Source organism: Belnapia mucosa (genome assembly GCF_016775475.1).
Lineage (GTDB): Bacteria > Pseudomonadota > Alphaproteobacteria > Acetobacterales > Acetobacteraceae > Belnapia > Belnapia mucosa.
On sequence record NZ_JAEUXJ010000002.1, the window covers coordinates 369,626 to 391,247 of the forward strand.

The 21,622-nt window shown below is 72.5% G+C and carries 13 protein-coding genes; 8 read left to right on the forward strand and 5 right to left on the reverse strand.

Going from position 1 to position 21,622, the window contains the following annotated elements; genetic code table 11:
* The first annotated feature begins 12 nt into the window (after positions 1-12).
* Genes JMJ55_RS06435 through bcsD form a run of 4 tightly spaced genes read left to right on the forward strand, consistent with a single transcriptional unit; the run spans position 13 to position 9,774 of the window.
* Positions 13-813, forward strand: coding sequence for a cellulose synthase operon protein YhjQ/BcsQ (locus JMJ55_RS06435; protein ID WP_202824686.1), 801 nt, complete (start codon positions 13-15; stop codon positions 811-813).
* The gene (gene bcsA, locus JMJ55_RS06440) at positions 810-5,429 is read left to right on the forward strand and encodes a UDP-forming cellulose synthase catalytic subunit (protein WP_202824687.1); all 4,620 of its coding nucleotides are present in this window, start codon (positions 810-812) and stop codon (positions 5,427-5,429) included. The genes JMJ55_RS06435 and bcsA overlap by 4 nt, the downstream gene beginning before the upstream one ends.
* A complete protein-coding gene (locus JMJ55_RS06445) occupies positions 5,429-9,241 on the forward strand; it encodes a cellulose biosynthesis protein BcsC (protein WP_202824688.1) in 3,813 nt (1,270 codons plus the stop codon). The genes bcsA and JMJ55_RS06445 overlap by 1 nt, the downstream gene beginning before the upstream one ends.
* Positions 9,242-9,258: 17 nt before the next feature.
* Positions 9,259-9,774, forward strand: coding sequence for a cellulose biosynthesis protein BcsD (gene bcsD, locus JMJ55_RS06450; protein WP_202824689.1), 516 nt, complete (start codon positions 9,259-9,261; stop codon positions 9,772-9,774).
* On the opposite strand, the gene JMJ55_RS06455 is transcribed toward bcsD, so the two are convergent.
* On the reverse strand, positions 9,775-11,820 hold the full coding sequence (locus JMJ55_RS06455; RefSeq protein WP_202824690.1) for a hydantoinase/oxoprolinase family protein: 2,046 nt from the start codon (positions 11,818-11,820) through the stop codon (positions 9,775-9,777).
* On the reverse strand, positions 11,820-13,463 hold the full coding sequence (locus JMJ55_RS06460) for a hydantoinase B/oxoprolinase family protein (RefSeq protein WP_202824691.1): 1,644 nt from the start codon (positions 13,461-13,463) through the stop codon (positions 11,820-11,822). Before JMJ55_RS06460 ends, JMJ55_RS06455 begins: the two co-directional genes overlap by 1 nt.
* Before the next feature lie 80 nt (positions 13,464-13,543).
* Here JMJ55_RS06460 and JMJ55_RS06465 point away from each other — a divergent pair, with 80 nt between their 5' ends.
* The 3 genes from JMJ55_RS06465 to JMJ55_RS06475 all read left to right on the forward strand — a co-directional run bounded on the left by JMJ55_RS06465 (position 13,544) and on the right by JMJ55_RS06475 (position 16,874).
* Entirely contained in the window at positions 13,544-15,085 is a 1,542-nt protein-coding gene (locus JMJ55_RS06465) for a hypothetical protein (protein WP_202824692.1), read from the forward strand.
* A 65-nt stretch (positions 15,086-15,150) separates the two neighbouring features.
* Positions 15,151-16,086: an SMP-30/gluconolactonase/LRE family protein gene (locus JMJ55_RS06470; protein WP_202824693.1), complete on the forward strand. Its 936-nt coding sequence runs from the start codon at positions 15,151-15,153 to the stop codon at positions 16,084-16,086.
* Positions 16,087-16,097: 11 nt separating this feature from the next.
* Positions 16,098-16,874 carry a fumarylacetoacetate hydrolase family protein gene (locus JMJ55_RS06475; protein ID WP_202824694.1) on the forward strand — a complete coding sequence of 259 codons (777 nt, stop codon included), beginning with the start codon at positions 16,098-16,100 and terminating at the stop codon, positions 16,872-16,874.
* Here the strand turns inward: JMJ55_RS06475 and JMJ55_RS06480 are convergent.
* From JMJ55_RS06480 to JMJ55_RS06490, 3 genes are read right to left on the reverse strand one after another with little or no spacing between them, the layout of a single operon-like run.
* Positions 16,866-18,218, reverse strand: coding sequence for a tetratricopeptide repeat protein (locus tag JMJ55_RS06480; RefSeq protein WP_202824695.1), 1,353 nt, complete (start codon positions 18,216-18,218; stop codon positions 16,866-16,868). The two genes, JMJ55_RS06475 and JMJ55_RS06480, sit on opposite strands and share 9 nt — an antisense overlap.
* Before the next feature lie 13 nt (positions 18,219-18,231).
* A complete protein-coding gene (locus tag JMJ55_RS06485) occupies positions 18,232-19,464 on the reverse strand; it encodes a hydantoinase/carbamoylase family amidase (RefSeq protein WP_202824696.1) in 1,233 nt (410 codons plus the stop codon).
* Positions 19,461-20,579 (reverse strand): CaiB/BaiF CoA transferase family protein, encoded by a 1,119-nt coding sequence (locus JMJ55_RS06490; protein WP_202824697.1) that lies wholly within the window; start codon positions 20,577-20,579, stop codon positions 19,461-19,463. The genes JMJ55_RS06485 and JMJ55_RS06490 overlap by 4 nt, the downstream gene beginning before the upstream one ends.
* A 65-nt stretch (positions 20,580-20,644) precedes the next feature.
* On the opposite strand from JMJ55_RS06490, the gene JMJ55_RS06495 reads away from it, so the two are divergent.
* The gene (locus JMJ55_RS06495; protein ID WP_202824698.1) at positions 20,645-21,613 is read left to right on the forward strand and encodes a Bug family tripartite tricarboxylate transporter substrate binding protein; all 969 of its coding nucleotides are present in this window, start codon (positions 20,645-20,647) and stop codon (positions 21,611-21,613) included.
* Positions 21,614-21,622 lie beyond the last annotated feature (9 nt).

Sequence of the window (21,622 nt, forward strand, 5' to 3'; positions counted from 1 at the left end):
GAAGGATCCCTCATGCCGCTGATCTGCTTCGCCTCGCCGAAGGGCGGCGTCGGCAAGACAACGCTTGCCGCGAATGTCGCCGATGCGCTGCGGCGCAGCGGGCAGCGGGTGCTGGCCCTCGATCTCGATCCGCAGAATGCGCTGCGGCTGCATTTCGGCCTGCCCTTGCAGGATAACGAGGGCTTCGCGCACGAACTGGCGCGGCGGCCCGACTGGCGCAATGCGGTGCGGGAGACGCCCTCCGGCGTGATCCTGCTGCCGCATGGCGCGGTGGACATCATCGGGGCGCTCGACCTCGCCACGGCGCTGGAGCGCGAGCCGGAACTGCTGGCGGCGCCGCTGCGCGCCATCCTCGCCGATCCCGACCTGATGGTAGTGGCCGATATGCCGCCGGGCGCGTCCCGGGCGCTGACCCTGGTGGCGCCGCATGCGGCGATGATCGTGGCCGTGCTGCTGGCCGATGCCGGCAGCGCCGCGCTGGTGCCGGAGATCGAGAGCGGCCGCTTCCTCGGCGCCGGCAGCATGACGGCGCTCTTCGCCGGGCGGCTGCGCGTGGCGCTGAACCAGCTGGAGCCGGAGAGCCGGCTGTCCGCCGCGGCGGCGGAGAGCGTGGCGCGGCGGTTCGGGCCACGGCTGCTCGGCGCCATCCGGCGCGACGTTGCAGTGGCGGAGGCGCTGGCCTCGCAGCGCCTGCTGCTCGACCTCGCGCCTGGCAGCCTGGCGGCCCAGGACCTCGCGGCGCTGGTGCGCGGGATCGCGGCGGCGCGGCCGGCGATGCCCGAGATCGCCGCGGCCGGATGGGCCGGCCGATGAGTGGTGCGGCGCATTCCCGCGAACGCCTGGCGCGGCTGCCGCTCATGCGCAGCCGCGTCGGCGGCGCGGTGGCGACGGTGATGGGGCTGATGGCGGCGCTGGTCGTCATCGTCGCGCCGCTGCAGCCGGAAGACCAGGCCTATCTGGCGATCGGCGGCCTCGTCCTCTTCCTCGTTGCCAATGTCTTCCGCGGGCGGACGGTGACGATCGCCCTCTCGGCCCTCTCGGCCATCGTCTCGCTGCGCTACATCTATTGGCGGCTCAACGACACGCTCGACTACAACGGCTTCTGGCAGACCTTCCTCGGCACCGGCCTGCTGCTGGCCGAGATCTATGCCGTGGCGGCGCTGGTCCTGTCCTATTTCCAGAGCGTCTGGCCGCTCGACCGCAAGCCGGTGCCGCTGCCGGAGGATGTCGATCTCTGGCCGGTGGTCGATGTCTTCATCCCGACCTTCAACGAGCCGCTGGAGGTGGTGAAGCCGACCATCTTCGCCGCGCTGGCGCTCGACTGGCCGCCCGAGAAACTGCGGGTCCATGTGCTGGACGATGGACAGCGCGAGGAATTCCGCCGCTTCGCCGCCGAGGCCGGGGCCGCCTACATCACCCGTCCGGACAACAAGGGCGCCAAGGCCGGCAACATCAACCACGCACTCGAGGAGACGGATGGCGAGTATGTCGTCGTCTTCGACTGCGACCACGTGCCGACCCGCGCCTTCCTCCAGCTCACTGTCGGCTGGATGCTCCGCGACCGCGACCTCTGCATGGTGCAGACGCCGCACCATTTCTATTCGCCCGATCCCTTTGAGCGGAACCTCGTCACCGGCAACCGCGTGCCGAACGAGAACCTGCTCTTCTACGGCCTCATCCAGCAGGGCAACGACTTCTGGGGCGGCACCTTCTTCTGCGGCTCCTGCGCCGTCATCCGGCGGACCGCGCTGGAGGAGATCGGCGGCGTCCCGACCGAGACAGTGACCGAGGATTGCCATGCCTCGCTGCGGATGCAGCGCCTGGGCTGGCGCACCGCCTATCTGCGCATCCCGCTCGCGGCCGGCCTCGCCACCGAACGGCTGATGCTGCATATCGGCCAGCGCATGCGCTGGGGGCGGGGGATGATCCAGATCCTCCGCATCGAGAACCCGCTGACGGCGAGCGGCCTCGGCTGGGCGCAACGGCTTTGCTACTTCATGGCGATGTTCCACTTCCTCTTCCCGCTGCCGCGCTTCGTCTTCATGACGGCGCCGCTCGCCTACTTGCTGATGGGAGAGACGATCATCGCCGCCTCGCCGCTGGCGATCGTCGCCTATGCGGGGCCGCACATCATCCATTCCATCGTCACCGCCAGCCGCATCCAGGGTCGCGTCCGGCATTCCTTCTGGTCGGAGATCTACGAGGCGGTGCTGTCGGTCTATCTGCTGCCGGTGACGCTGGCGACGCTGCTCGACCCGCGGCGCGGCCGCTTCAACGTCACCGACAAGGGCGGCACGCTGGCGGATGGCTATTTCGACCTGCGCGCGGTCGGGCCGAACATGGTGCTGTCGCTCTTCCTCATGGCGGGGCTCGTCTCCGGCATCGTCGGCTTGCTGACCAATGAGCGGCAGAGCCTCGAATTCCAGGCCTATGCGCTGAACCTGGTCTGGGCGCTGCTCTGCCTCATCACCGTGCTTACCGGCCTGGCGGTGGGGCGGGAGAGGCGGCAGCTGCGCGAGCGGGCGCGGATCAGCGCCGAGATTCCGGCGATCGTGCTGCTGCCCGATGGCCGCGCGGTGGAGGCGGAGACGCGCGACCTCTCGCTCGGCGGCGCCGCGGTCTATGCCGACCGGCCCGATGGGCTGCCCGAGGATGCGGTGGTCACGCTGGAACTCGATTGCGGCGGCGAGGTGATCGCGCTGCCGGCCGAGGTGCTGCGCTGGTCCGAGGGCCGGTTGCAGGTGCGCTTCGCGCCGCAGGATCTGCGCGATGAGGGGCAGATCGTCCGTGCCGTGCTCGGCCGCGCCGATGCCTGGGTGAATTGGGACGACACGCGGGTGGACCGGCCGCTGCGCTCGCTGCGCGAGGTGATCCTCAGCATCACCGGGCTGGTGCGCGGCGGCTCGCAATTCTCGCTGCGGCGGCGTTCGCGCGCAAACCGGCAGCCGCCGCCCCCGCCGCCGGCCCCGCCACCGCCGGAACGCCCGGCGGCCCTGTCGCGCACCACCCGGCCGGGTGAGGGACGGCGAGAGGCGCCGCGCCGGGCCGCGGCCTGGCTGCTGGTCGGGCTGGGGCTCGGCCTCGCCGCCCCGGCCGCGGCGCAGCGGGCGAGCGTGCCCCCGGCCGCGCCGGCCCCGGCCGTGCCTTCCCCGGCGCAATCCCCCGCCTTCGGCGCGCCGCCCGCGCCAGCCCAGGCCCCGGCCTTCGGTGCCGCACCGGCCCCTGCGCCCGCCTTCGGCACGCCGGCCCCGGCCGCCCCGGCCTTCGCGGCGCCCGGCGCGCAGGATCCGACGCTCGGCACCCGCCGGGTCAGCTATTCGCTGCGCCAGCTCGGCCTGCGCTCGCCGATGCAGCTCCGCGGCACCTCGGACCTGCAGGGCGTGCTGTTCGGCGTCCGCAGCGACGAGGTGGTGACCCAGGCGCGGCTGGTGCTGCAGGGCTCCACCTCGCCGGCGCTGATCCCGGAGCTGAGCCAGATTGCGGTCTCGCTGAACGAGCAATTCGTCGGCGCGATCCAGCCGGACCGCAACCGGCCCTCCTTCGGGCCGCTCGACTTCCCGGTGAACCCGGTCTTCTTCGCCGACAACAACCGGCTGAATTTCCGCTTCTCCGGCCGCTATGCGGTCGAGTGCAACGATCCGCTTTCGGGCCTGCTCTGGGCGGTGGTCTCCGATACCTCGACCCTGAACCTGGTGCTGGAGAAGCTGCCGCTGACCCGCGACCTGGCGCGGCTGCCGGAGCCCTTCTTCGATCCGCGCCTGCTGCGCGACCCGCTGGAACTGCCGGTGGTGCTGCCGGAGGGCGCCGGCAACGACGCCATGCGGGCCGCGGCCATCGCCACCTCCTGGTTCGCGGTGCAGGCGGATTACCGCGGCGCCAGCTTCCCGACCGGCGCCAGCCCGCCGCTGCGTGGGCATGGGGTGGTGATCGCGACCGGTGCGGACAGCGTCCCCGGCCTCGCCCTGCCGCGCTTCGACGGGCCGACGGTCGCCGTGGTGCCCAATCCCAACGACCCCTTCGGCCTGCTGCTCGTGTTGGGCGGCCGCACCGGGGCGGAGACCGTGGCCGCCGCCACCGCCATCGCGGTGGGGCGGGAGGCGCTGTCGGGCGAGCTGGCGCTGGTGCAGGTGCCGGATGTGCCGGCCCGCCAGCCCTATGACGCGCCGCGCTGGATCCGCAGCGACCGGCCGGTGAAGCTCGGCGAACTGGTCGATCCCTCGGAGCTCCAGGTCTATGGCTATTCGCCGGGGCCGATCTCCATCCCCTTCCGCACCGCGCCCGACCTTTTCACCTGGCGCAACCGGCCGCTGGAGGCGGAGATCCGCTATCGCGCCCCGCCGGGCCCGATCGTCGATGTCGCCGTCTCGCGCATCGATGCCACGGTGAACGACCTCTATCTCCGCAGCTTCCCGCTGCGGCGGGCCGAGCCGGCCTGGCCGCTCTCGACGCTCGCGCGCGTCTTCGGCGGCGGCGACCGGTCCGAGGGGCGGGTCGGCATTCCGCCCTGGATCGTCTTCGGCCAGAACGAGATGCAGCTCCGCTTCGACATGAAGCCGCTCTCGCGTGGCGACTGCGTCGCGGTGCCGGGCGATATCCGCGCCGGGATCGATCCCGACAGCACCATCGACCTTTCCGCCGCGCATCGCTTCACGACCCTGCCGAACCTCTCCTATTTCGCCAGCTCGGGCTTCCCCTTCACCCGCCTCGCCGATCTCTCGACCACCACGGTGGTGCTGCCGGACCGGCCGAGCCCGGTCGAGGTCTCGGCCTTCCTTGGCCTGGTCGGGCGGATCTCGGCGCTGGTCGGCTATCCGGCGACCGGCATCCAGGTGGTGCGGCCGCAGGCGCTGGGCCAGGCGGCGGAGCGCGACCTGATCGTGGTCGGCGCGCTCGGCCGACAGCCGGCGCTGCAGCAGCTTATGCAGAACGCGCCGCTGCAGCTCGACGGCAACCGGCTGAGCGTCGCGCTGCCGGATGCGCTCGGGCCCTTCCGTCATGTCTTCGGCGGCGGCGCCCGGCGGGGCGAGGCGGAGCGCGCCTCTGCCCAGCTTGCGGCACCGGGCGATGCGCTGGGCGCCGTCTTCGGCTTCGAATCCCCGCTCAAGTCGGGCCGATCGGTGCTGGTCGTCACCGGCGCCTCGCCGGCCGGGCTGGAGGCGATGGTGGCGGCGCTGCGCGACCCCGAGCAGCTGCCGCGCATCCAGGGCGACCTCGCCATCCTCAGCGGCGGCCGGGTGCAGGGCTACAGCCTCGGCCACAGCTACCCGGTCGGCACGCTGCCGCCCTGGCTCTGGCCGCAATACTACCTCTCCGGCAGCCCGAGCATGCTGCTGCTGGCCCTGGCCATCGCCATCCTGTTGATCGCATCGCCGCTCTACTGGGTGCTGCGCCGCCGTGCCGTGCACCGCCTGCGCATGAGGACCAACTGATGCCCCGCCGCGCGCATTGGATCGTCGCCGCGCTCGCCGGCCTGCCGCCGGCCGCGGCGCTGGCGCAAACTAACCCCCCAGCCGCAGTGCCCGCCGCCGCGCCCGCCACCCCGCAGGCGGTGCATCCGGGCACCGATCCGGCGGTCGCCGCGCTGCTCGACCAGGCGAATTACTGGCGGCTGCAGAACCGGCCCGAGCTGGTGCTGCGCACGCTGGAGCGGGTGCTGGCCGTCGATCCGCGCAATGCCGAGGCGCTGTCGGGTGCGGCCCAGTCCCAGGCGCAGCTCGGCAACCGGCAGGCTGCCGAGGGCTACCTGACCCGCCTGAAGCAGCTCGCCCCCAACGACCCGCGCCTGTCGGAGACGGACATCACCGTCCGCGCCGCGACCGTCGACCAATCGGCGCTGAACGAGGCGCGGCGCCTCGCCCAGGCCGGCCGCGCGGCCGAGGCGGCGCAGCGCTACCGCGAGCTGTTCCGCGGCGCCGCGCCGCCGGATGCCTATGCGCAGGAATACTACGCGACCCTCGCCGGCACCGAGGGCGGCTTTGCCGAGGCACGGGACGGGCTCTCGCGCCTCGCCGCCCGGGCGCCGAACGACATGCGGCTGCAACTGGCCTATGCCCAGGTGCTGACCTATCGCGACACCACCCGCACCGATGGCATCGCCCGGCTGCGCCAGCTCGCGGCGAATCCCGAGGTCTCGAACACCGCGACGGCGGCCTGGCGCCAGGCGCTGCTCTGGCAGGGGCCGAGCCCGGAGATGGTCCCGCAGCTCCAATCCTTCCTGGAGCGTTTCCCGAACGACACCGCGGTGCAGCAGAAGCTGGCCGAGGCGCAGAACCCGCCCGTGGGTGCGCCGGACGAGACCAGCCTCAGCCGCATCCGCGGCTTCGAGCAGCTGAATGCCGGCAAGCTGCGCGACGCGCAGCGGGAATTCGAACTGGCCGTCAGCCGCAACCCGGAAGATGCCGATGCCACCGGCGGCCTCGGCTTGGTGCGGCTGCGCGAGGGCCGCGTCGGCGAGGCGCGCACGCTGCTGGAACGCGCCATCCGCCTCGCGCCCGAGAAGCGCGACCAGTGGCAGCGGGCGCTGGACGGCGCCAGCTATGCCACCGACCTCGCCACCGCCCGCAACCAGCTCCAGGCCGGCAATCTCGATGCGGCGGAGCAGGCGCTACGCCGTGCCACCGCGCGCGAGACCGGCGACCGCGCGGATGCGGATGCGCTGCTCGGCGATCTCGCGCTGCGCCGCGGCGACTTCGCCGGCGCCGAGACGCGCTACCGCGCCGCGCTCTCCCGCCGGCCGAATTTCGGCGCTGCCGCCAGCGGCCTCTACGAAGTGCTGCAGCAGCAGGGCCGCTTTGCCGAGGCGGAGGAGATGCAGCGCCGTGCCGGCGGGCCGCTGACGGCCGGCACGGCGAATGCGACGCGCGCCAATGCGCTGCGGACCGAGGCGCAGCGCGCCTCGGACACGGCAACCGCCATCGCCATGCTGCGCGAGGCGCAGGGGCTCGATCCGGCCAGCCCCTGGATCCGGCTCGACCTGGCCCGGCTGCTCGCCCGCCAGGGGCGGATCGCCGAGGCGCGGCAGGTGGCGGAGGAGCCGGCCAGTTCCGGCAATCCGGATGCGCTCTATGCCGCCGCCCTGTTTGCCGATGACGACAACCGGCCGGCCGAAGCCGCCGGCTATATCAACCGCATTCCTGTCCGGCTCCGCAATGCGGATATGAACCGGCTGCTGGCCCGCACCCGCGTCGCCGAGGAGGCGCAGCGCGCCGCGACGCTCTGGCGCAGCGGCCAGCAGCAGCAGGCGCGCAGCCTGCTGCTGGCGCTGGCTGCGCGGCCCGACCCGACCGGCGCCAATGGCCAAGCGGCGGTGCGCGGCTTCGGCCAGCTCAACGACACCAGCGGGGCGATGCAGGCGGCGCAGGCCGCGCTGGCGGCCAATCCGCGCGCCACGGCGACGGCGCGGCTCGGCATCGCCGGCGCGCTGCTCGGTGCCGGGGCGGAGCAGGAAGCGATCCGCCTCGCCCGCACCATCGAGGCGCAGCCGAATCTCAGCAGCGAGGAGCGGCGGCAGGCCGCGTCGCTGCAATCCGGCCTCGCCATCCGCGTCTCCGACCGGCTGAACGAGCAGGGCGACCAGGCCGGCGCCTATGATGCGCTGGCCCCGGTGCTGGCGCGCGACCCGACCAATACCGCCGCCAACCTGGCCCTCGCGCGGCTCTACCAGGGCGCCAACCAGCCGCAGCAGGCGGGGCAGATCGCCGAGGGCGTGCTGCGCGCCGATCCGCAGAGCCTCGATGCCCGCTTCGCCGCGGTGGATGCCGCCATCGCCGCGCGCGACTGGTCGCGGGCCGAGGCGCTGCTGGTCGAGGCCCGGGCGCTGAGCCCGGACGAGCCGCGCGTGCCGCTGCTGGAAGCGAAGCTGGCCCGGGCCTCGGGTAATACCGGCCGCGCGCTGCGGGCGCTGGAGATGGCGGCGGCGCAGCGCCGCGCCCAACTCGGCAGCCGCCCCGGCGGCGACCCGATGACGGGCGGCGCGGCGATGGTCGCCGAGGGCGGCTCGGACAACCCCTTCCGCCGGCAGGCCCGGCCGCTGACGCCGATGGCGACCACCGGCACCGACCCGCTGACCAGCGAGATCCAGCGCGAGCTGCTGGCGGTGCGGGATGAGGCCGCGGCGCGGATCCAGGGCGGCATCGGCTACCGCACCCGGTCCGGCACCGCCGGCCGCGACCGGCTGGAGGAAGTCTCGGCGCCGGTCGAAGCCTCCATCGGCTCCGGCGTGCTCGGTGGGCGGGTCACCGCGACGATGACGCCGGTCAGCATCGATGCCGGCAAGATGGGCGGCAACAATATCGACGACCTGCGCAGCTACGGCACCAATGCGGTGGCCGGGTCGCTGCAGGGCACCAATGCCTCGCCGAGTGCGGCGGAGCGCAGCCGGCTCGTCGCGCGCGATACCCAGGCGAGCGGCGTGGCACTCGGCCTCGGCTATTCCCAGGAAGGGTTCCGGGCGGATGTCGGCACCTCGCCGATCGGCTTCCGCCAGCAGAACCTGCTGGGCGGCGTCGAATGGGCGCCGGCGCTCAGCAGCACGGTGCGGCTGCGGCTGACCGCCGAGCAGCGTTCCGTGACCGACAGCGTGCTGTCGTGGTCGGGCGTGCGGGACCCGAATTCGGGGCGGAGCTGGGGCGGCGTGGTCCGCACCGGCGGGCGGGCGCAACTCGAATATGGCAGCGGGCCGGTCGGCCTCTATGCCGGGGCGGGCTATTCGGTCTTCAACGGCCAGAACACCGCCAGCAACAGCCGCTTCGAGGCAGGGGCCGGCGCCTCCTACATGGTCTGGAAACGGCCGGAGGACGAGCTGCAGACCGGGCTCGACCTGGTCTATTTCGGCTATGACAAGAACCAGCGGCTCTACACCTACGGCAATGGCGGCTATTTCAGCCCGCAGAGCTATTTCGCCGCCAATATCCCGGTGGATTATCGCGGCCGCAGCGGCGACCTCGCCTACCGGATCGGCGGCACCATCGGCTATCAGAGCTACAAGGAAGACGCGGCACGCTACTTCCCGACCGATGCCGGTTTGCAGGCCCAGCTGGAATCCAGCCTCGGCGCCGATCCGACGGCGCGGGCCAGCCAGCCGGCCCGCTCGGGCTCTGGCATCATCGGCGGCGTGCGCGGCGACATAGAATATTCCGTGACGCCGAATCTTCGCATCGGCGCCTTGTTGCGCTACGACCGGACGGCGAATTGGAACGAGGCGCGTGGCCTGTTCTTCGCCCGCTATCGCTTCGACCAATAGCGTCGGGAAGCCGTTTCATGGACCATGGCCCGCTGGCCCAGGCTGCCCCCGAGAGGCCCCGCATGCAGGCCAATGAGCCGACTGCGCTGAGCTATCTCGCCCGCCGCGGCGTCGCGGCCCAGTGGCGCGGCTTCCTCCGCGCGCTGGTCGAGACGCTGGATGCGCATCTCGACGCCACCTCGCGTGACTCACTGCTGCGGACGGTCGGCACCAGGCTCGGCGCCAACCAGCCCCTGCCGCCCTGCGGCAGCCTGGCGGAGCTGGAGGCGCGGATGAACGAGGTTCTGGCGGCGGCCGATTGGGGCTGGGCGGATATCGCGCTCGACCCCAATGACCGGATGCTGGTCATCACCCATTGCGCCGCGCCGGCGGTGGCGACCGGGGCGGATCCAGGTGGCAGCTGGATCGGCGCGGTGCTGGAGGGGCTCTACGGCGCCTGGCTCGGCGCCCAGCCCGGGGCGGAGCCGAGCCTGGTGCCGCGCCGCGCCGGCACGCAGCCCGGCATGATCACCTTCCGCTACGGTCGCGGCTGATCAGCCCACCGCGATATCCAGCCAGCCGCGCCCATCCATCCGCGCCGCATCGCCGGGGCGCAGCAGCACGGTGGTCGTCGCACTTTCGACGATGGCGGGGCCGGCGATGCGCTGGTCGGGCGCCAGGGATTCGAAGCGCCAGACCGGCAACTCCGCCGATGCGCCCTCCAGCCGCACCGGACGCGTGCCGAGCGGGGCGGCGGGCGCAGCCTCCGTGCGCGCGGCCGGCGGGTGGCCGGGCAGCCGGCCGATGACGGCGATGCGGGCATTGACCAGTACCACCTCCTCCTCCGGCAGGTCATAGGTGAAAAGCGCGCGGTGCCGTGCATGGAAGGCAGCGCGAAGCTGGCCGGCGAGATCGGGTCCCGCCCAATCGATGCCGTCGAGCGGCACCGCGATCTCGAAGACCTGCTCCCCATAGCGCATATCGGCGCTGCGGCGGATGGCGACCTCGCCCGCATACCAGCCGGCCATGCGGGCGCGGCCGTCGCGTTCCAGCGCATCGAACAAGGTGCGGAGCGCCGCATCCTCCGGGATGCCGGTGGCGCCGACGGCGCTCTGCGCCAGCTCGTAGCGCAGGTCGGTGTGCAGCATGCCCCAGGCGGAGAGCCCGGCGGCAAAGAGCGGGACGGTGGCCCGGCGCAGGCCGAGCTCCCGCGCCACTGCCGTCGCATGCAGCCCGGCCGCGCCGCCGAAGGCGAGCAGCGCGGAATCGCGCGGATCGACGCCGCGCCGCACCGTCGCCACGCGGACGCCATCGGCCATGCGGGCATTGACCAGCGCATGGATGCCAGCGGCGCAGTCCAGCAGGCCGAGACCAAGCTGCCCGGCGAGCCGCCCGACCGCCGCCTCCGCCGCCGCGCGGTCGAGCCGCCGCGCGCCGCCGAGGAAGGCGCCGGGATCGAGAGTGCCGAGGACGAGATTGGCATCCGTCACGGTCGGCTCGGTGCCGCCATTGCCGTAGCAGGCGGGGCCGGGCACCGCGCCGGCGGATTGCGGCCCGACCTGCAAGGTGCCCCCCGGTCCGAGATGGGCGATGGAGCCGCCGCCAGCGCCGAGCGTCACGATATCGAGGCTCTCGAGCGCGATGCGCTCCCCGCCCACGGTGCGGCCACGGCCGAGCGCCGCCTCGCCGCCGACCACGAGGGCGATATCGGTCGAGGTGCCGCCCATGTCGAAGGTGACGAGATCGGCGCCCATTCCCTGCTGGGCCAACGCCACCGCCGCGGCAACGCCGCCCGCGGGGCCGGAGAGCGCGGTGCCGACCGCGAGCCGCGCCGCCTCCTCGACCGGCGCGACACCGCCATGGGAGAGGATGACGAAGAGCGGGCCGGGATAGCCCGCCTCCTCCAGCCGTCCGGCCAGGCGTGCCAGATACCGGGAGACCACGGGGCCGACATAGGCATTCACCGCAGTGGTGCTGAAGCGCTCGAATTCCTTGATCTGCGGCAGGACATCGGCCGAGCAGGTGACGGTGGCGCCGGGCAGGGCGGCGGCGATGGCGGCGGCCACCTCATGCTCATGCTTCGGGGCCGCCCAGGCATGCAGGAAGGCGATGGCGACGGCCTCGGCGCCCTCCGCCTTCAGCCGTGCGACGGCGGCCTCGACCGAGGCGCGGTCGAGCGGGATGGCGACGCTGCCATCCGCGCGCAGCCGTTCGCGGATGGGCAGGCGACGGTGGCGCGGCACCAGCGGCTCGGGCGGCGGCAGGCGGAGGTCGTAGCGCTCCGGCTTCAGCCCCTCGCGCATCTCGATGACGTCGCGGTGGCCCTCGGTGGTCAGCAGCCAGACCTTGGCGCCCTTGCGTTCCAGCAGGGCATTGGTGGCGACGGTGGTGCCGTGGACGATGCGGTCGGTCTGGGCGAGCAGCGCGCCGAGCTCGAGCCCGAGGGCGGCGGCGAGGTTGCGCAGGCCCTGGACCACGCCGAGGCTTTGGTCCTCCGGCGTGCTGGCGGCCTTAGCGAGGGTCTGGGTGCCGTCGGCAGCGATGCCGACCACATCGGTGAAGGTGCCGCCGACATCGATGCCGATCCGATAGCCCGCCATCAGACCAGCCCTTCCTGCGCGTCGCGGGCGCGGGATGCCGGGTCGCGCCGCGCCGGATCGCCCCAGCCACCGCCGCCGCCGGCCCGCACCATCACGCGGTCGCCGGGCCGCACCTCGATCCCGACCTCCTTGGTGCGCAGCACGCGCTCCGTGCCATCCTCCCGGCGCAGGACATAGTGGTGCGGCGCGCCATCCTGGCCGCCGCAGATGCCGGCCGCGCCATGCCGGGCGCCGTCGCCGGCGGTATTGGCACGGCAGGGCCCGTCGCTCTCGACCAGCAGGGACAGCTCGCCGCCGAGGCCACCGCGATGCTCGCCATCGCCGGCCGAGCCGGGGAGGAATTCATGCCGTTCGAACAGCAGGGGGAAGCGCGCCTCGGCCATCTCGACGCTGCCGAATTTCAGCCCGCCGGCCGAATGCCATTCGCCGGCGGTGGACCAGCCATCGCCGCGCGCGCTACCGCCGCCGCCGGGCCGCGCATGGAACAGGTGCCAGACGAAGCGCCGCCCGGGGCGACGCGCATCCTGCCCGGTGATCGCCACCCGGAAGCGCCTGCCCCAGCCGCCCATGGCGCGGTCCGGCACCGCATGCTGCAGGGCGCGGATGATCGCCTCCACGATCTCGTTCGAGCAGTGGGAGGTGCACATGGTCACCGGCGCGCCCTCCCGCGCCCAGACCACGGTGCCTTCCTTGGCGATCACCTCCAGCGGGCGGAAGGCGCCGTCATTCTTGGCGAGGTCGGGGTCGAGCAGGAACGCAAACGCCATCGCGACGGCGCTCCGCATGTTGGGGTAGCTGGAATTGACGAAGCCGGTCGCCTGCGGGTCGCTGTCCGAGAGATCGACGGTCAGGCTCTCGCCCCGCTTGGTGACGCGGGCGCGGATCGCGATGTCCTCCCGGCCGAAGCCGTCATCATCGAGGAAGGCCTCGCCCGTCCAGCTCCCATCCGGCCAGGTCGCAAGGATGCGCCGCGCATGCGCCTCGGAGAGGTCGAGGATGGCGCCGACCGCCGCCTCCATCCCCGCCGCGCCGTATTTCGCCAGCAAGGGCCGCAGGCGCTGCTCGCCGAGCCGGGCGGCGCCGATCATCGCCATCAGGTCGCCGGTGAAGTCGCGCGGGATGCGGGTATTGGTCGCCAGCATGCGGATCAGGTCGTCCCGCAGCGCGCCGCCCTCGCCGAGGCGGATGGGCGGGATGCGGAGGCCTTCCTGCCAGATTTCCGTCGCACCCGGGTTGTAGCCTCCATGGGTGGCGCCGCCGATATCGCTCTGATGCGCCCGCACCACGGACCAGAAGCGCAGCGCACCGTCCGCGAAGACGGGGATCAGGATGGTCAGGTCGGGAAGGTGGCTGCCGCCATGATAGGGGTCGTTCAGCAGATAGGTATCGCCCTCCCGCGGCGCCGGGAAGGCGGCGGCGACCGCCTTCGCGGCCCAGGGCATGGCGCCGACATGGACCGGGATATGATCCGCCTGCGCCACCAGCCGGCATTGCGCGTCACAGAGCGCGATGGAGAAGTCGCGCGAGGAGTTCAGGATCTGGGAATAGGAGGTGCGCAGCATCGCCTCCCCCATCTCCTCCACGATGGCGCGCAGCCGGTTGTCGAGGACGGCGAGGGTGACGGGATCGGGCGGCTCGGTCATGCCGGGACGGTCCCCCGCCCGGGCGGGGTGCGTCAAGCCGGGCTGGACGGGCGCCCGGTCCGTGATATGCGGGATGGCGCATGAGCCCCATCCCAGGCCCGCGGGCCGCCTTCCGCGTCATCGACCGGCTGCTCGGTTTTCTCGCGGTCCCGCTGCTGATGCTCTTCGCCTCGCTGCTGCTGCGGGCGCTCGGCTTCCTCGTCGCGGTGATCGATACCGATGAGGGCCTCTATCTGGTCCAGGCCCAGGCCTGGCTGCGCGGCGGCTGGCCGTTGGTCGCGGTCTGGGACATGCATCCGGTCGGCGCGCCGGCGGTCTATGCCCTGGCCCTGGCCGCATTCGGCGAGAGCATCGCCACCATCCGCCTGCTCGGCGCGGTCTGCGTGGCGCTGGCGGCCTGGGCGCTGCATGGCGCGGTGCGGGCGGCCGGGGCGCCGCGCGGGATCGGCATCGCCGCCGGCCTCGTCTATGTCGCGCACAGCTTGCGGATGGGCGGCCTCGCCAGCAATACCGAGATCCTCTTTGCCCCGATGGTGGTCTCCGCCATGGCGCTCGGCATCCGTGGCGCCGCCCTGGCGCTGCGGCGCGGCCGCGCGCCGGGCTGGGTCCCGCTGGTCGCCATGGGCACCGGCATCGGCTGCGCCCTGGCGATCAAGCCGGTGATGGTGGCCGAAGGGTGCCTGGCCTTCGCGCTGATGGTCTTCCCGGCCCTCTGGCGCGGGCTGCTGCCCTGGCGGCGGGCGCTCGGCATGGCGGCGGCCTATGCCGGCTTCTGCGCCCTGCCGACCTTTGTCCTCGGCCTGCTCTACTGGCTGCGCGGCGATCTCGGCGCCTTCCTCGACGGCACCTTCTTCGCCCCGCTCCGCTACGCGAATGAGCGGCTGAGCGGCCTCGAATCCTTCCACCGCATCCTGGTCGAGATCCTCACCCTGCTCTGGCCCTTCAGCCTGGCCGTCCTGGCGCTGTGGCGCTGGCTCGGGCGGCGCGGGGTGGCGGGCTGGCTGGCGCGCTTCGGCCTGATCTGGTTCGTCGCGGCCAGCATCGGCGTGGCGATGCCCGGCCTCTACTATCCGCATTACTTCCTGATCTGGCTGCCCTCGCTCGCCATCCTGGCGACGCTCGGCTGCTGGCGGCTGGCGCGGCTGCTGCCGCCGGCACGGCGGGGCTTCGGCTTCGCCCTGCTGGTCCTGGTGGTCGTCATCGGGTCCTGGCGCGCCGATGCCACGGCGCGGATCGACCGCGGCATCGGCTTGTTCGAGGCCGACCCGGTCTACACCCTGACCGGCCTGATCCGCGCCGAGCTGAAGCCGGGCGAGGCGATCTTCGTCGCCAATTATCACCCGGTCCTCTATGCGCTGACCGATGCGGCGGTGCCCTCGCGCTTCGTCTTCCCGGCGCAGCTCACCGGCGAGTTCACCCAGGTCGCGGGCATCGACACCGATGTCGAGCTGCGGCGCATCCTGGCGACGCGGCCGCGCTTCGTGGTGGTGGATCGCGGCTGGTGGCCGCGGCTGCGCGAAAGCGCCGCCGAGATCCTGGGCGAGGCGCTGGAGCGCGACTACCGGCTGGTCGCCGAGGTGCCGGAGGAACGCGGCCCGATCGAGCTCTGGGCGCCGAAATAGCCGGGCGGGGTTGCAAGCCTCGCCGCCGGGCGCATGATCGCCCCAACCAGCGGGGAGGGGATGAGATGTCCGAGTTGCGGATTCTGGCCGAGGGGCTGCGCTTCCCGGAGGGGCCGGTGGCCATGCCGGATGGCAGCATCATCCTGGTCGAGATCGCCTCCGGCATCCTGACCCGCGTGGCGCCGGACGGGACGAAAAGCGTGGTGGCGCGGCCGGGCGGCGGGCCGAACGGCATCGCGCTCGGGCCGGGCGGGAAGATCTTCTGCTGCAACAATGGCGGCTTCGCCTGGCATGAGGAGCCGGGCTTCATCCGCCCCATGGGCCAAGCGCTGGACTATAGCGGCGGGCGGATCGAGGTGATCGACCCGGCGAGCGGCGAGGTCCGCATGCTCTACGACCGCTGCGGCGAGAATCGGCTGAAGGGCCCGAACGACATCGTCTTCGCCCCGGATGGCAGCCCGGGCGAGGGCGGCTTCTGGTTCAGCGATCTCGGCAAGGTCCGCGCCCGCGACCGCGACCATGGCGGCGTCTACTGGGCCGCCAACGACGGATCGAGGATCGTCGAGGCCGCCTATCCGATCTTCGGCGGGGCCAATGGCATCGCCCTCTCGCCCGATGGCCGCACCCTCTATGCCGCGGAGACCGAGACGGGCCGGCTCTGGGCCTGGGATGTCGAGGGGCCGGGCGTGCTGCGGAAGGAGCCCTGGCCGTCCTCCAATGGCGGGCGGGTGCTGTGCCAATTCCCCGGCTACCGGCGGCTCGACAGCGTCGCGGCCACGGCGGCGGGCAATATCTGCGTCGCCACGCTGGTGAGCGGCGAGATCACCACCGTCTCTCCCAGCGGCGAGATCCTCCGCGTGGCGAAGATGCCGGAGCCGATGCCCACCAACATCTGCTTCGGCGGCGATGGCCTGCGCACCGCCTTCATCACCCTCTCGACCACCGGCAAGCTGGCGGCGATGGAATGGGACGAGCCGGGCCTCAAGCTGCCCTATAACTGAAGGATCGCGGGATGACGCTCTGGGTGCGCTATGCCCATGACGGCGGGGAAGGCTTCGGCACGCTGGACGGAGAGGAGATCGCAGTGCATGCGGGCGATTTCTTCGCCGCACCGGCCCCGACCGGGGAGCGCCTGAAGCGCGGGGCGGTGCGGCTGCTGGCGCCGCTGCGGCCGGGTGCCTTCATCGGGCTGTGGAACAATTTCCACGCGGCAGCGGCGAAGCAGGGGAATGCGATCCCCGAATTCCCGCTCTATTTCCTGAAGAACCCGCGCTGCGTCATCGGCCCCGGCGAGGCGATCCGCCCTCCCGCCGGCTATGAGGGCAAGGTGCTCTATGAAGGCGAGCTCGGCATCGTCATCGGCCGCAGCGTCTCGGCCGTGGACGAGGTCGCGGCCGAGGCTGCGATCTTCGGCTATACCGCCGTGAACGACGTGACGGCGCTCGACCTGCTGACCGCCGATGCCTCCTTCCCGCAATGGGCGCGGGCCAAGGGGTGCGACAGCTTCGGCCCCATCGGTCCCGCCATCGCCACCGGCTTCGACTGGCGCGCGGCGCGCGTCGCCGTCGCGCTGAACGGGCGGGTGCGGCAGGACTATCCGCTGGAGGACATGATCCTGCCGCCGGCGCGCATCGTCTCCCTGGTCTCGCGGGAGATGACGCTGCATCCGGGCGATGTCATCGCCTGCGGCACCTCGCTCGGCGCGCTGCCGATGCGGCCGGGCATGCAGGTGGCGGTGACGATCGAAGGGATCGGAGTCCTGGAGAACCCCTACGCACCGTCAGTGTAGGACGCTGCGCGCCGCCTTCGCATAGCCGGCGCGCCGCTCCGGCGGCACCGGATGGCGGCCGGCGACGCGTTCCAGCAGCATCCGCGCATCCTCGGCCAGCCCCGCCCGCATGGCGGAATCGAGGAAGAACTGCTCCAGCAGGTCCTGCTGGGCATGGCTGCCGCCGAGCAGATGCATCCCGCCCAGCGTCGGGCGCATCACCGCGACGGCGCCGGCATAGTCGCCGCGGGCATGGCGCAGCACCGCATCGCAGATCGGCAGGGCATAGCGGCCGATGGCCGGGGCATTGGCGGCGCTGTTGCTGCCGGCATGGGCGCGGATCGCCTCCAGCATGCGCTCGGCGGCGCCGAAGCGTCCGGTCGCGGTCAGCGCCATCATCCAGTGCGGCAGGGTGAAGCCGGACTGGCAATCGCCGATCCGTGCCTCTGCCTTGTCGGCCAGTTCCTCCCAGCGGCGGCCGCCATCGACGCCCTGCAGCTTCAGGCGGAACAGCATGGAGATGGCGTTCTGCATGTCCATGGCGAGGTCGGGCATGACCTGCGTCACCGGGCTCTCCAGGTTGCGGAAGCGGCGGTCGTAGAGCTCGAGCACCTGCCCGGTCTCGCCGCGCTCCAGATGGAACAGGGCGCGATGCCACCAGAGATGGTGGGTGAGGTTGTTGCCGCCCTCCCAATGCTGCTCGAGGCCGGTGGTCCAGGCGATGCCCTCGCCGCGGCGGCCCTGCATCTCCATCACATGGGCGACGGCATGGGTGGCCCAGAGATCGGCCGGATTGAGCGCGACGGCAGCACGGCCCGCGGCCTCGGCGACTATAAAGAGGCCGCATTCCTCATGGGCGAAGGACTGGCAGGCGAGGACATTGCCATAGCCCGGCTGGTCGGCGCCCCAGCGGGGAAGGACACCCTGCACCGCCGCCAGCATCATGTCCGGCCGGCCGCGCCAGAAGGCGTTGTAGTGGTGCAGCCGCAGCGCCAGCAGGTCATGCGGGTTCTCGGCCAGGATGCCGGTCCAGGCGGCGAGCGCCCGGGTCATGTCGCCTTCCACCCAGGCCGAGAGCGCCGCGACATGAGCCTTCTCGCGCGCCGTGCCGAGCGCGGCGAGCTGGCCGGCCTGCACCGCCGCATCGCGGGCCACCGGCACCAGGCTGCGGTTGTTCGTCAGCATGGCGAAGCTGCCTTTCATCACCTGCAGCATCGGGGCTTCCGGATCGACCGTCATCGCCGCCTTCAGCCGCTGCGCGGTATCGGCCCGGTACAGCAGGAAGCCGTTCAGGCTGTGGTCGTAGCCGGAAGCCGCCTCCGCCGAGGCTGCGGTCAGCGGCAGGCCCTGCGCGTCCTTGAACATGGATCCGGGATCCTCAACCTGTGCGTTGGGTGATCCATAAACCAAGGATGTCGATGGCGGCCAGCAAATCATGCAATTCCATCGATTCATGCGGGTTGTGGCTGCCGCCCTCGTTGCGGATAAGCAACATGCCGGTCGGCACGCCGGCGGCGGCGAAGTTGTTGGCATCGTGGCTGCCCGGGCTGTTCAGCCGCGGCGGCGCGAGGCCACGGGCAGTGGCCGCGGCGGCGAGCTCGGCCTGGATGGTGGCGTCCATCGCCCCCGGCGCGGCGCTGCTGCGCGGCCCGAGATCAATCTCGACCCGCCGCGCCGCCGCCACCGCCCCGACCAGGCCCTGCAGCTTGGCCTCCAGCGAGGCGAGATGCGCCGCGTCATAGGCGCGGAGGTCGAGGCTGAGCTCGAATTCCCCCGGCACCACCGTCATCGCATGCCGCTCGGCGGGGGTGTGGAAGCGGCCGATGGTGACGGCCATGGGCCGCCCCGCCGCCTCCTCGTCGCGCCAGAGCCGTTCCAGCGCCAGGGCCAGCTCGGCCCCGGCCATGGCGGCATCACGGCGGAAACGGTGCGGCAGGCCGGTATGCGCATCCTCGCCATGGATGCGGATATGCGGGTGGCGCAGATTGCCCGGATTGGCGAGGCAGATGGCGACCGGCTGCCCCGCCTCGATCAGCTGCGGCGCCTGTTCGATATGGAGTTCGAGATAGGCGCCGATCCCGCGCGGGTCGCGCAGCGGCGCGCCCAGCCGGGCCGGGTCGCCGCCGCACTCGGCGATGCACTGGCCGAGGCTGCGGCCGCCCCGCGCATGCGGCAGGTCGAGCGCGCCCGGCGGCAGTCGGCCGAGCAGGCTGCGGCTGCCGATCAGGCCGAGGCCGAACCAGACCGCCTCCTCGCAGCGCAGCGCCAGCACTTCGATGCTGGCGCGCGGGCGGAATCCCTCGGCCTTGAGGGCGGCGATGGCGGCGAGCCCGGCGACGACGCCCGCCGCGCCATCGAAATTGCCGCCCTGCACCACACTGTCGAGATGCGAGCCGATCAGGATGGGCGGCAGGGAGGGATCGCTGCCCCGCCAGCGCATCGCCAGATTGGCCCCGGCATCGGTGGCGCAGTCGAGGCCGAGCCCGCGCGCCGTCTCCGTCATCAGCGCCATCGCCGCATTCTCGCCGCGGCCGAAGGCCTCGCGCGTGATGCCGGGTGGATCGGCGCCGATCTCGGCCAGGCGGTCGAGCAGGTCGCCTGCGAGGCTCACAGGCCGAGCTCGGCCAGCACCGCCTCCGTATGCTCGCCGAGCGCCGGCGCCGCGACCGACCAGGGGCCGAGGCCGGGCAGCTTCGGGAAGGGCAGGGTGCCGAGGCCCGGCTGATCGAGCGGCACGGCGGCGCCCACCGCCTGCACATGCGGGTCGGCCAGCCAGTCGAGCGGGGTGTTCACCAGATCACAGAGCATCCGCGCCGCCTTGAACCGCGTCGCCCAGTCGGCGGCGGTGCGGCGGGTGAAGGCCTCCCGCAGCACCGGCAGCAGCGCCTCGCGGTGCTCGGCCCGGGCGGCGAAGGTGGTGAAGCGCGGGTCCCGCGCGAGCTCGGGCAGCTCCAGGATCTCGCACATGGTAACGAATTCCGGGTCGCGCAGCAGCGCCACCATCACCCAGCGCCCGTCGCTGCCCTGATAGGTCCCGGCCGGGACATTGGCCAAGGGCGGCACCCGGCCGAGCAGCCCCTGCTCGGCGATGTTGAAGCCCATCAGCGCCGCCGCCGCCTGCATCAGGGAGACATCGAGAACCCGCGGCCGCGGCGGCGCCCCCGCCACGCGGTCCCGTGCCTGTTCCGCCAGCGCCGCCTGCACCGCGGCGAAGGCGGAGATGCCGGTCACCATGTCGATCGTCATCAGGTTACCGGTGCGGTGCGGCACGCCATCCATGCCCTGGTTCAGCGCGACCATGCCGGAATAGGCCTGGGCGACGCTGTCGGTGCAGGGACGCTCGGAATTCGGTCCCTCCTGCCCGAAGCCGGAGATGGAGAGGAAGACCACGTCGGGCTTGCCCGCTTCCGGCACCACGCCGATGCGCCTGGCGACGCCGGGGCGGAAGGCCTCCAGCATCACATCGGCCCGGGCGGCGAGGGCCTTGAAGGCGGCCCGGCCGCGCTCCTCCTGCAGGTCCAGCACCGCGCTGCGCTTGCCGCGGTTGAAGCTGACATGCATCACGCTCTGCGTGCCCTCCCGCGTCGAGAGACCGCGGGACCAGTCGCCGGCGGGCGGTTCCACCTTCAGCACCTCGGCCCCGCAGGCGGCGAGCAGCGTCGCGCAATAGGGGCCGGCGATGCCCTGGCTTGCATCGAGCACGAAAAGACCCTTGTAGGGTTGCATGGCGTTCCCCCTCGCTCCCGTCGCGCCTATCCTGCCTGGAACGACGGCGAGGGGAAGGGGAGGGGATGAGGATCACGCGCAGGCGGGCGCTCGGGCTGCTGGCGGCACCGGCCTTGATCGGCCCCGCGGCGGGGGCCGAGGACTGGCCCAGCCGCCCGATCCGCTTCGTCGTGCCCTATCCGCCGGGCGGGCCGACCGACATCCTCGGCCGGGTCGCGGCGCAGCGGGCCGGGGCGCTGCTGCCGCAGCCGGTGGTGGTGGAGAACCGGGCCGGCGCCGGCGGCTCGATCGGAGCCGAGGCGGTGGCGCGGGCGGCGCCCGATGGCGCGACCTTCCTGGTGAATGCCTCGGCGCATGTGATCGTCCCGCAGATGATCCGGGTGCCCTTCGACGCCATGGCGGATTTCGCGCCGGTCACGCAGATCGCCTCGGTCCCGCTGATCCTGATCGTCACCCCTTCGCTCCCGGTGCGTTCGGTCGCGGAGCTGCTGGCCTATGCGCGGGCGAATCCGGGGCGGCTCGCCTATGCCTCCTCCTCGAATGGCGGGGCGCCGCATCTGGCGGGGGAGATGTTCAAGCTGCTGGCCGGGGTCGACCTGCAGCACATCCCCTATCGCGGTAGCGGCCAGGCGCTGCCCGACCTCGTCGCCGGCAATGTGCAGCTGATGTTCGACAGCGCCGCCAGCAGCGCCGATCTGGTGCGGGAGGGGCGGCTGCGGCCGCTTGCCGTCACCACCGAGGCGCGGATCCCGGCCTTCCCAGACCTGCCGACCATCGCCGAGGCGGGGGTGCCGGGCTACGCCATCTCCACCTGGTACGGCATCTGGGCCCCGGCCCGGACGCCGGAGGCCATCACCACCCGCCTGCAGCGGGCGGTGGCGGAGGGGCTGGCCGCCCCCGAGGCCGCCGAGCGGCTGGCCGCGCTCGGCGCCATCCCGGTGGCCGAGTCGCCGGAACGCTTCGGCGCCTTCCTGCGCTCGGAATGGACCCGCTACGCGGCGCTGGTGCGCGACGCCAAGATCAAGGCCGATTGAGGAGAAGAC

Excerpts from the sequence above, each read along its gene's own strand:
- JMJ55_RS06435 (WP_202824686.1), top strand. The coding sequence starts at position 13 with ATGCCGCTGATCTGCTTCGCCTCGCCGAAGGGCGGCGTCGGCAAGACA.
- bcsA (WP_202824687.1), top strand. The coding sequence starts at position 810 with ATGAGTGGTGCGGCGCATTCCCGCGAACGCCTGGCGCGGCTGCCGCTC.
- JMJ55_RS06445 (WP_202824688.1), top strand. The coding sequence starts at position 5,429 with ATGCCCCGCCGCGCGCATTGGATCGTCGCCGCGCTCGCCGGCCTGCCG.
- bcsD (WP_202824689.1), top strand. The coding sequence starts at position 9,259 with ATGGACCATGGCCCGCTGGCCCAGGCTGCCCCCGAGAGGCCCCGCATG.
- JMJ55_RS06455 (WP_202824690.1), bottom strand. The coding sequence starts at position 11,820 with ATGGCGGGCTATCGGATCGGCATCGATGTCGGCGGCACCTTCACCGAT.
- JMJ55_RS06460 (WP_202824691.1), bottom strand. The coding sequence starts at position 13,463 with ATGACCGAGCCGCCCGATCCCGTCACCCTCGCCGTCCTCGACAACCGG.
- JMJ55_RS06465 (WP_202824692.1), top strand. The coding sequence starts at position 13,544 with ATGAGCCCCATCCCAGGCCCGCGGGCCGCCTTCCGCGTCATCGACCGG.
- JMJ55_RS06470 (WP_202824693.1), top strand. The coding sequence starts at position 15,151 with ATGTCCGAGTTGCGGATTCTGGCCGAGGGGCTGCGCTTCCCGGAGGGG.
- JMJ55_RS06475 (WP_202824694.1), top strand. The coding sequence starts at position 16,098 with ATGACGCTCTGGGTGCGCTATGCCCATGACGGCGGGGAAGGCTTCGGC.
- JMJ55_RS06480 (WP_202824695.1), bottom strand. The coding sequence starts at position 18,218 with ATGTTCAAGGACGCGCAGGGCCTGCCGCTGACCGCAGCCTCGGCGGAG.
- JMJ55_RS06490 (WP_202824697.1), bottom strand. The coding sequence starts at position 20,579 with ATGCAACCCTACAAGGGTCTTTTCGTGCTCGATGCAAGCCAGGGCATC.
- JMJ55_RS06495 (WP_202824698.1), top strand. The coding sequence starts at position 20,645 with ATGAGGATCACGCGCAGGCGGGCGCTCGGGCTGCTGGCGGCACCGGCC.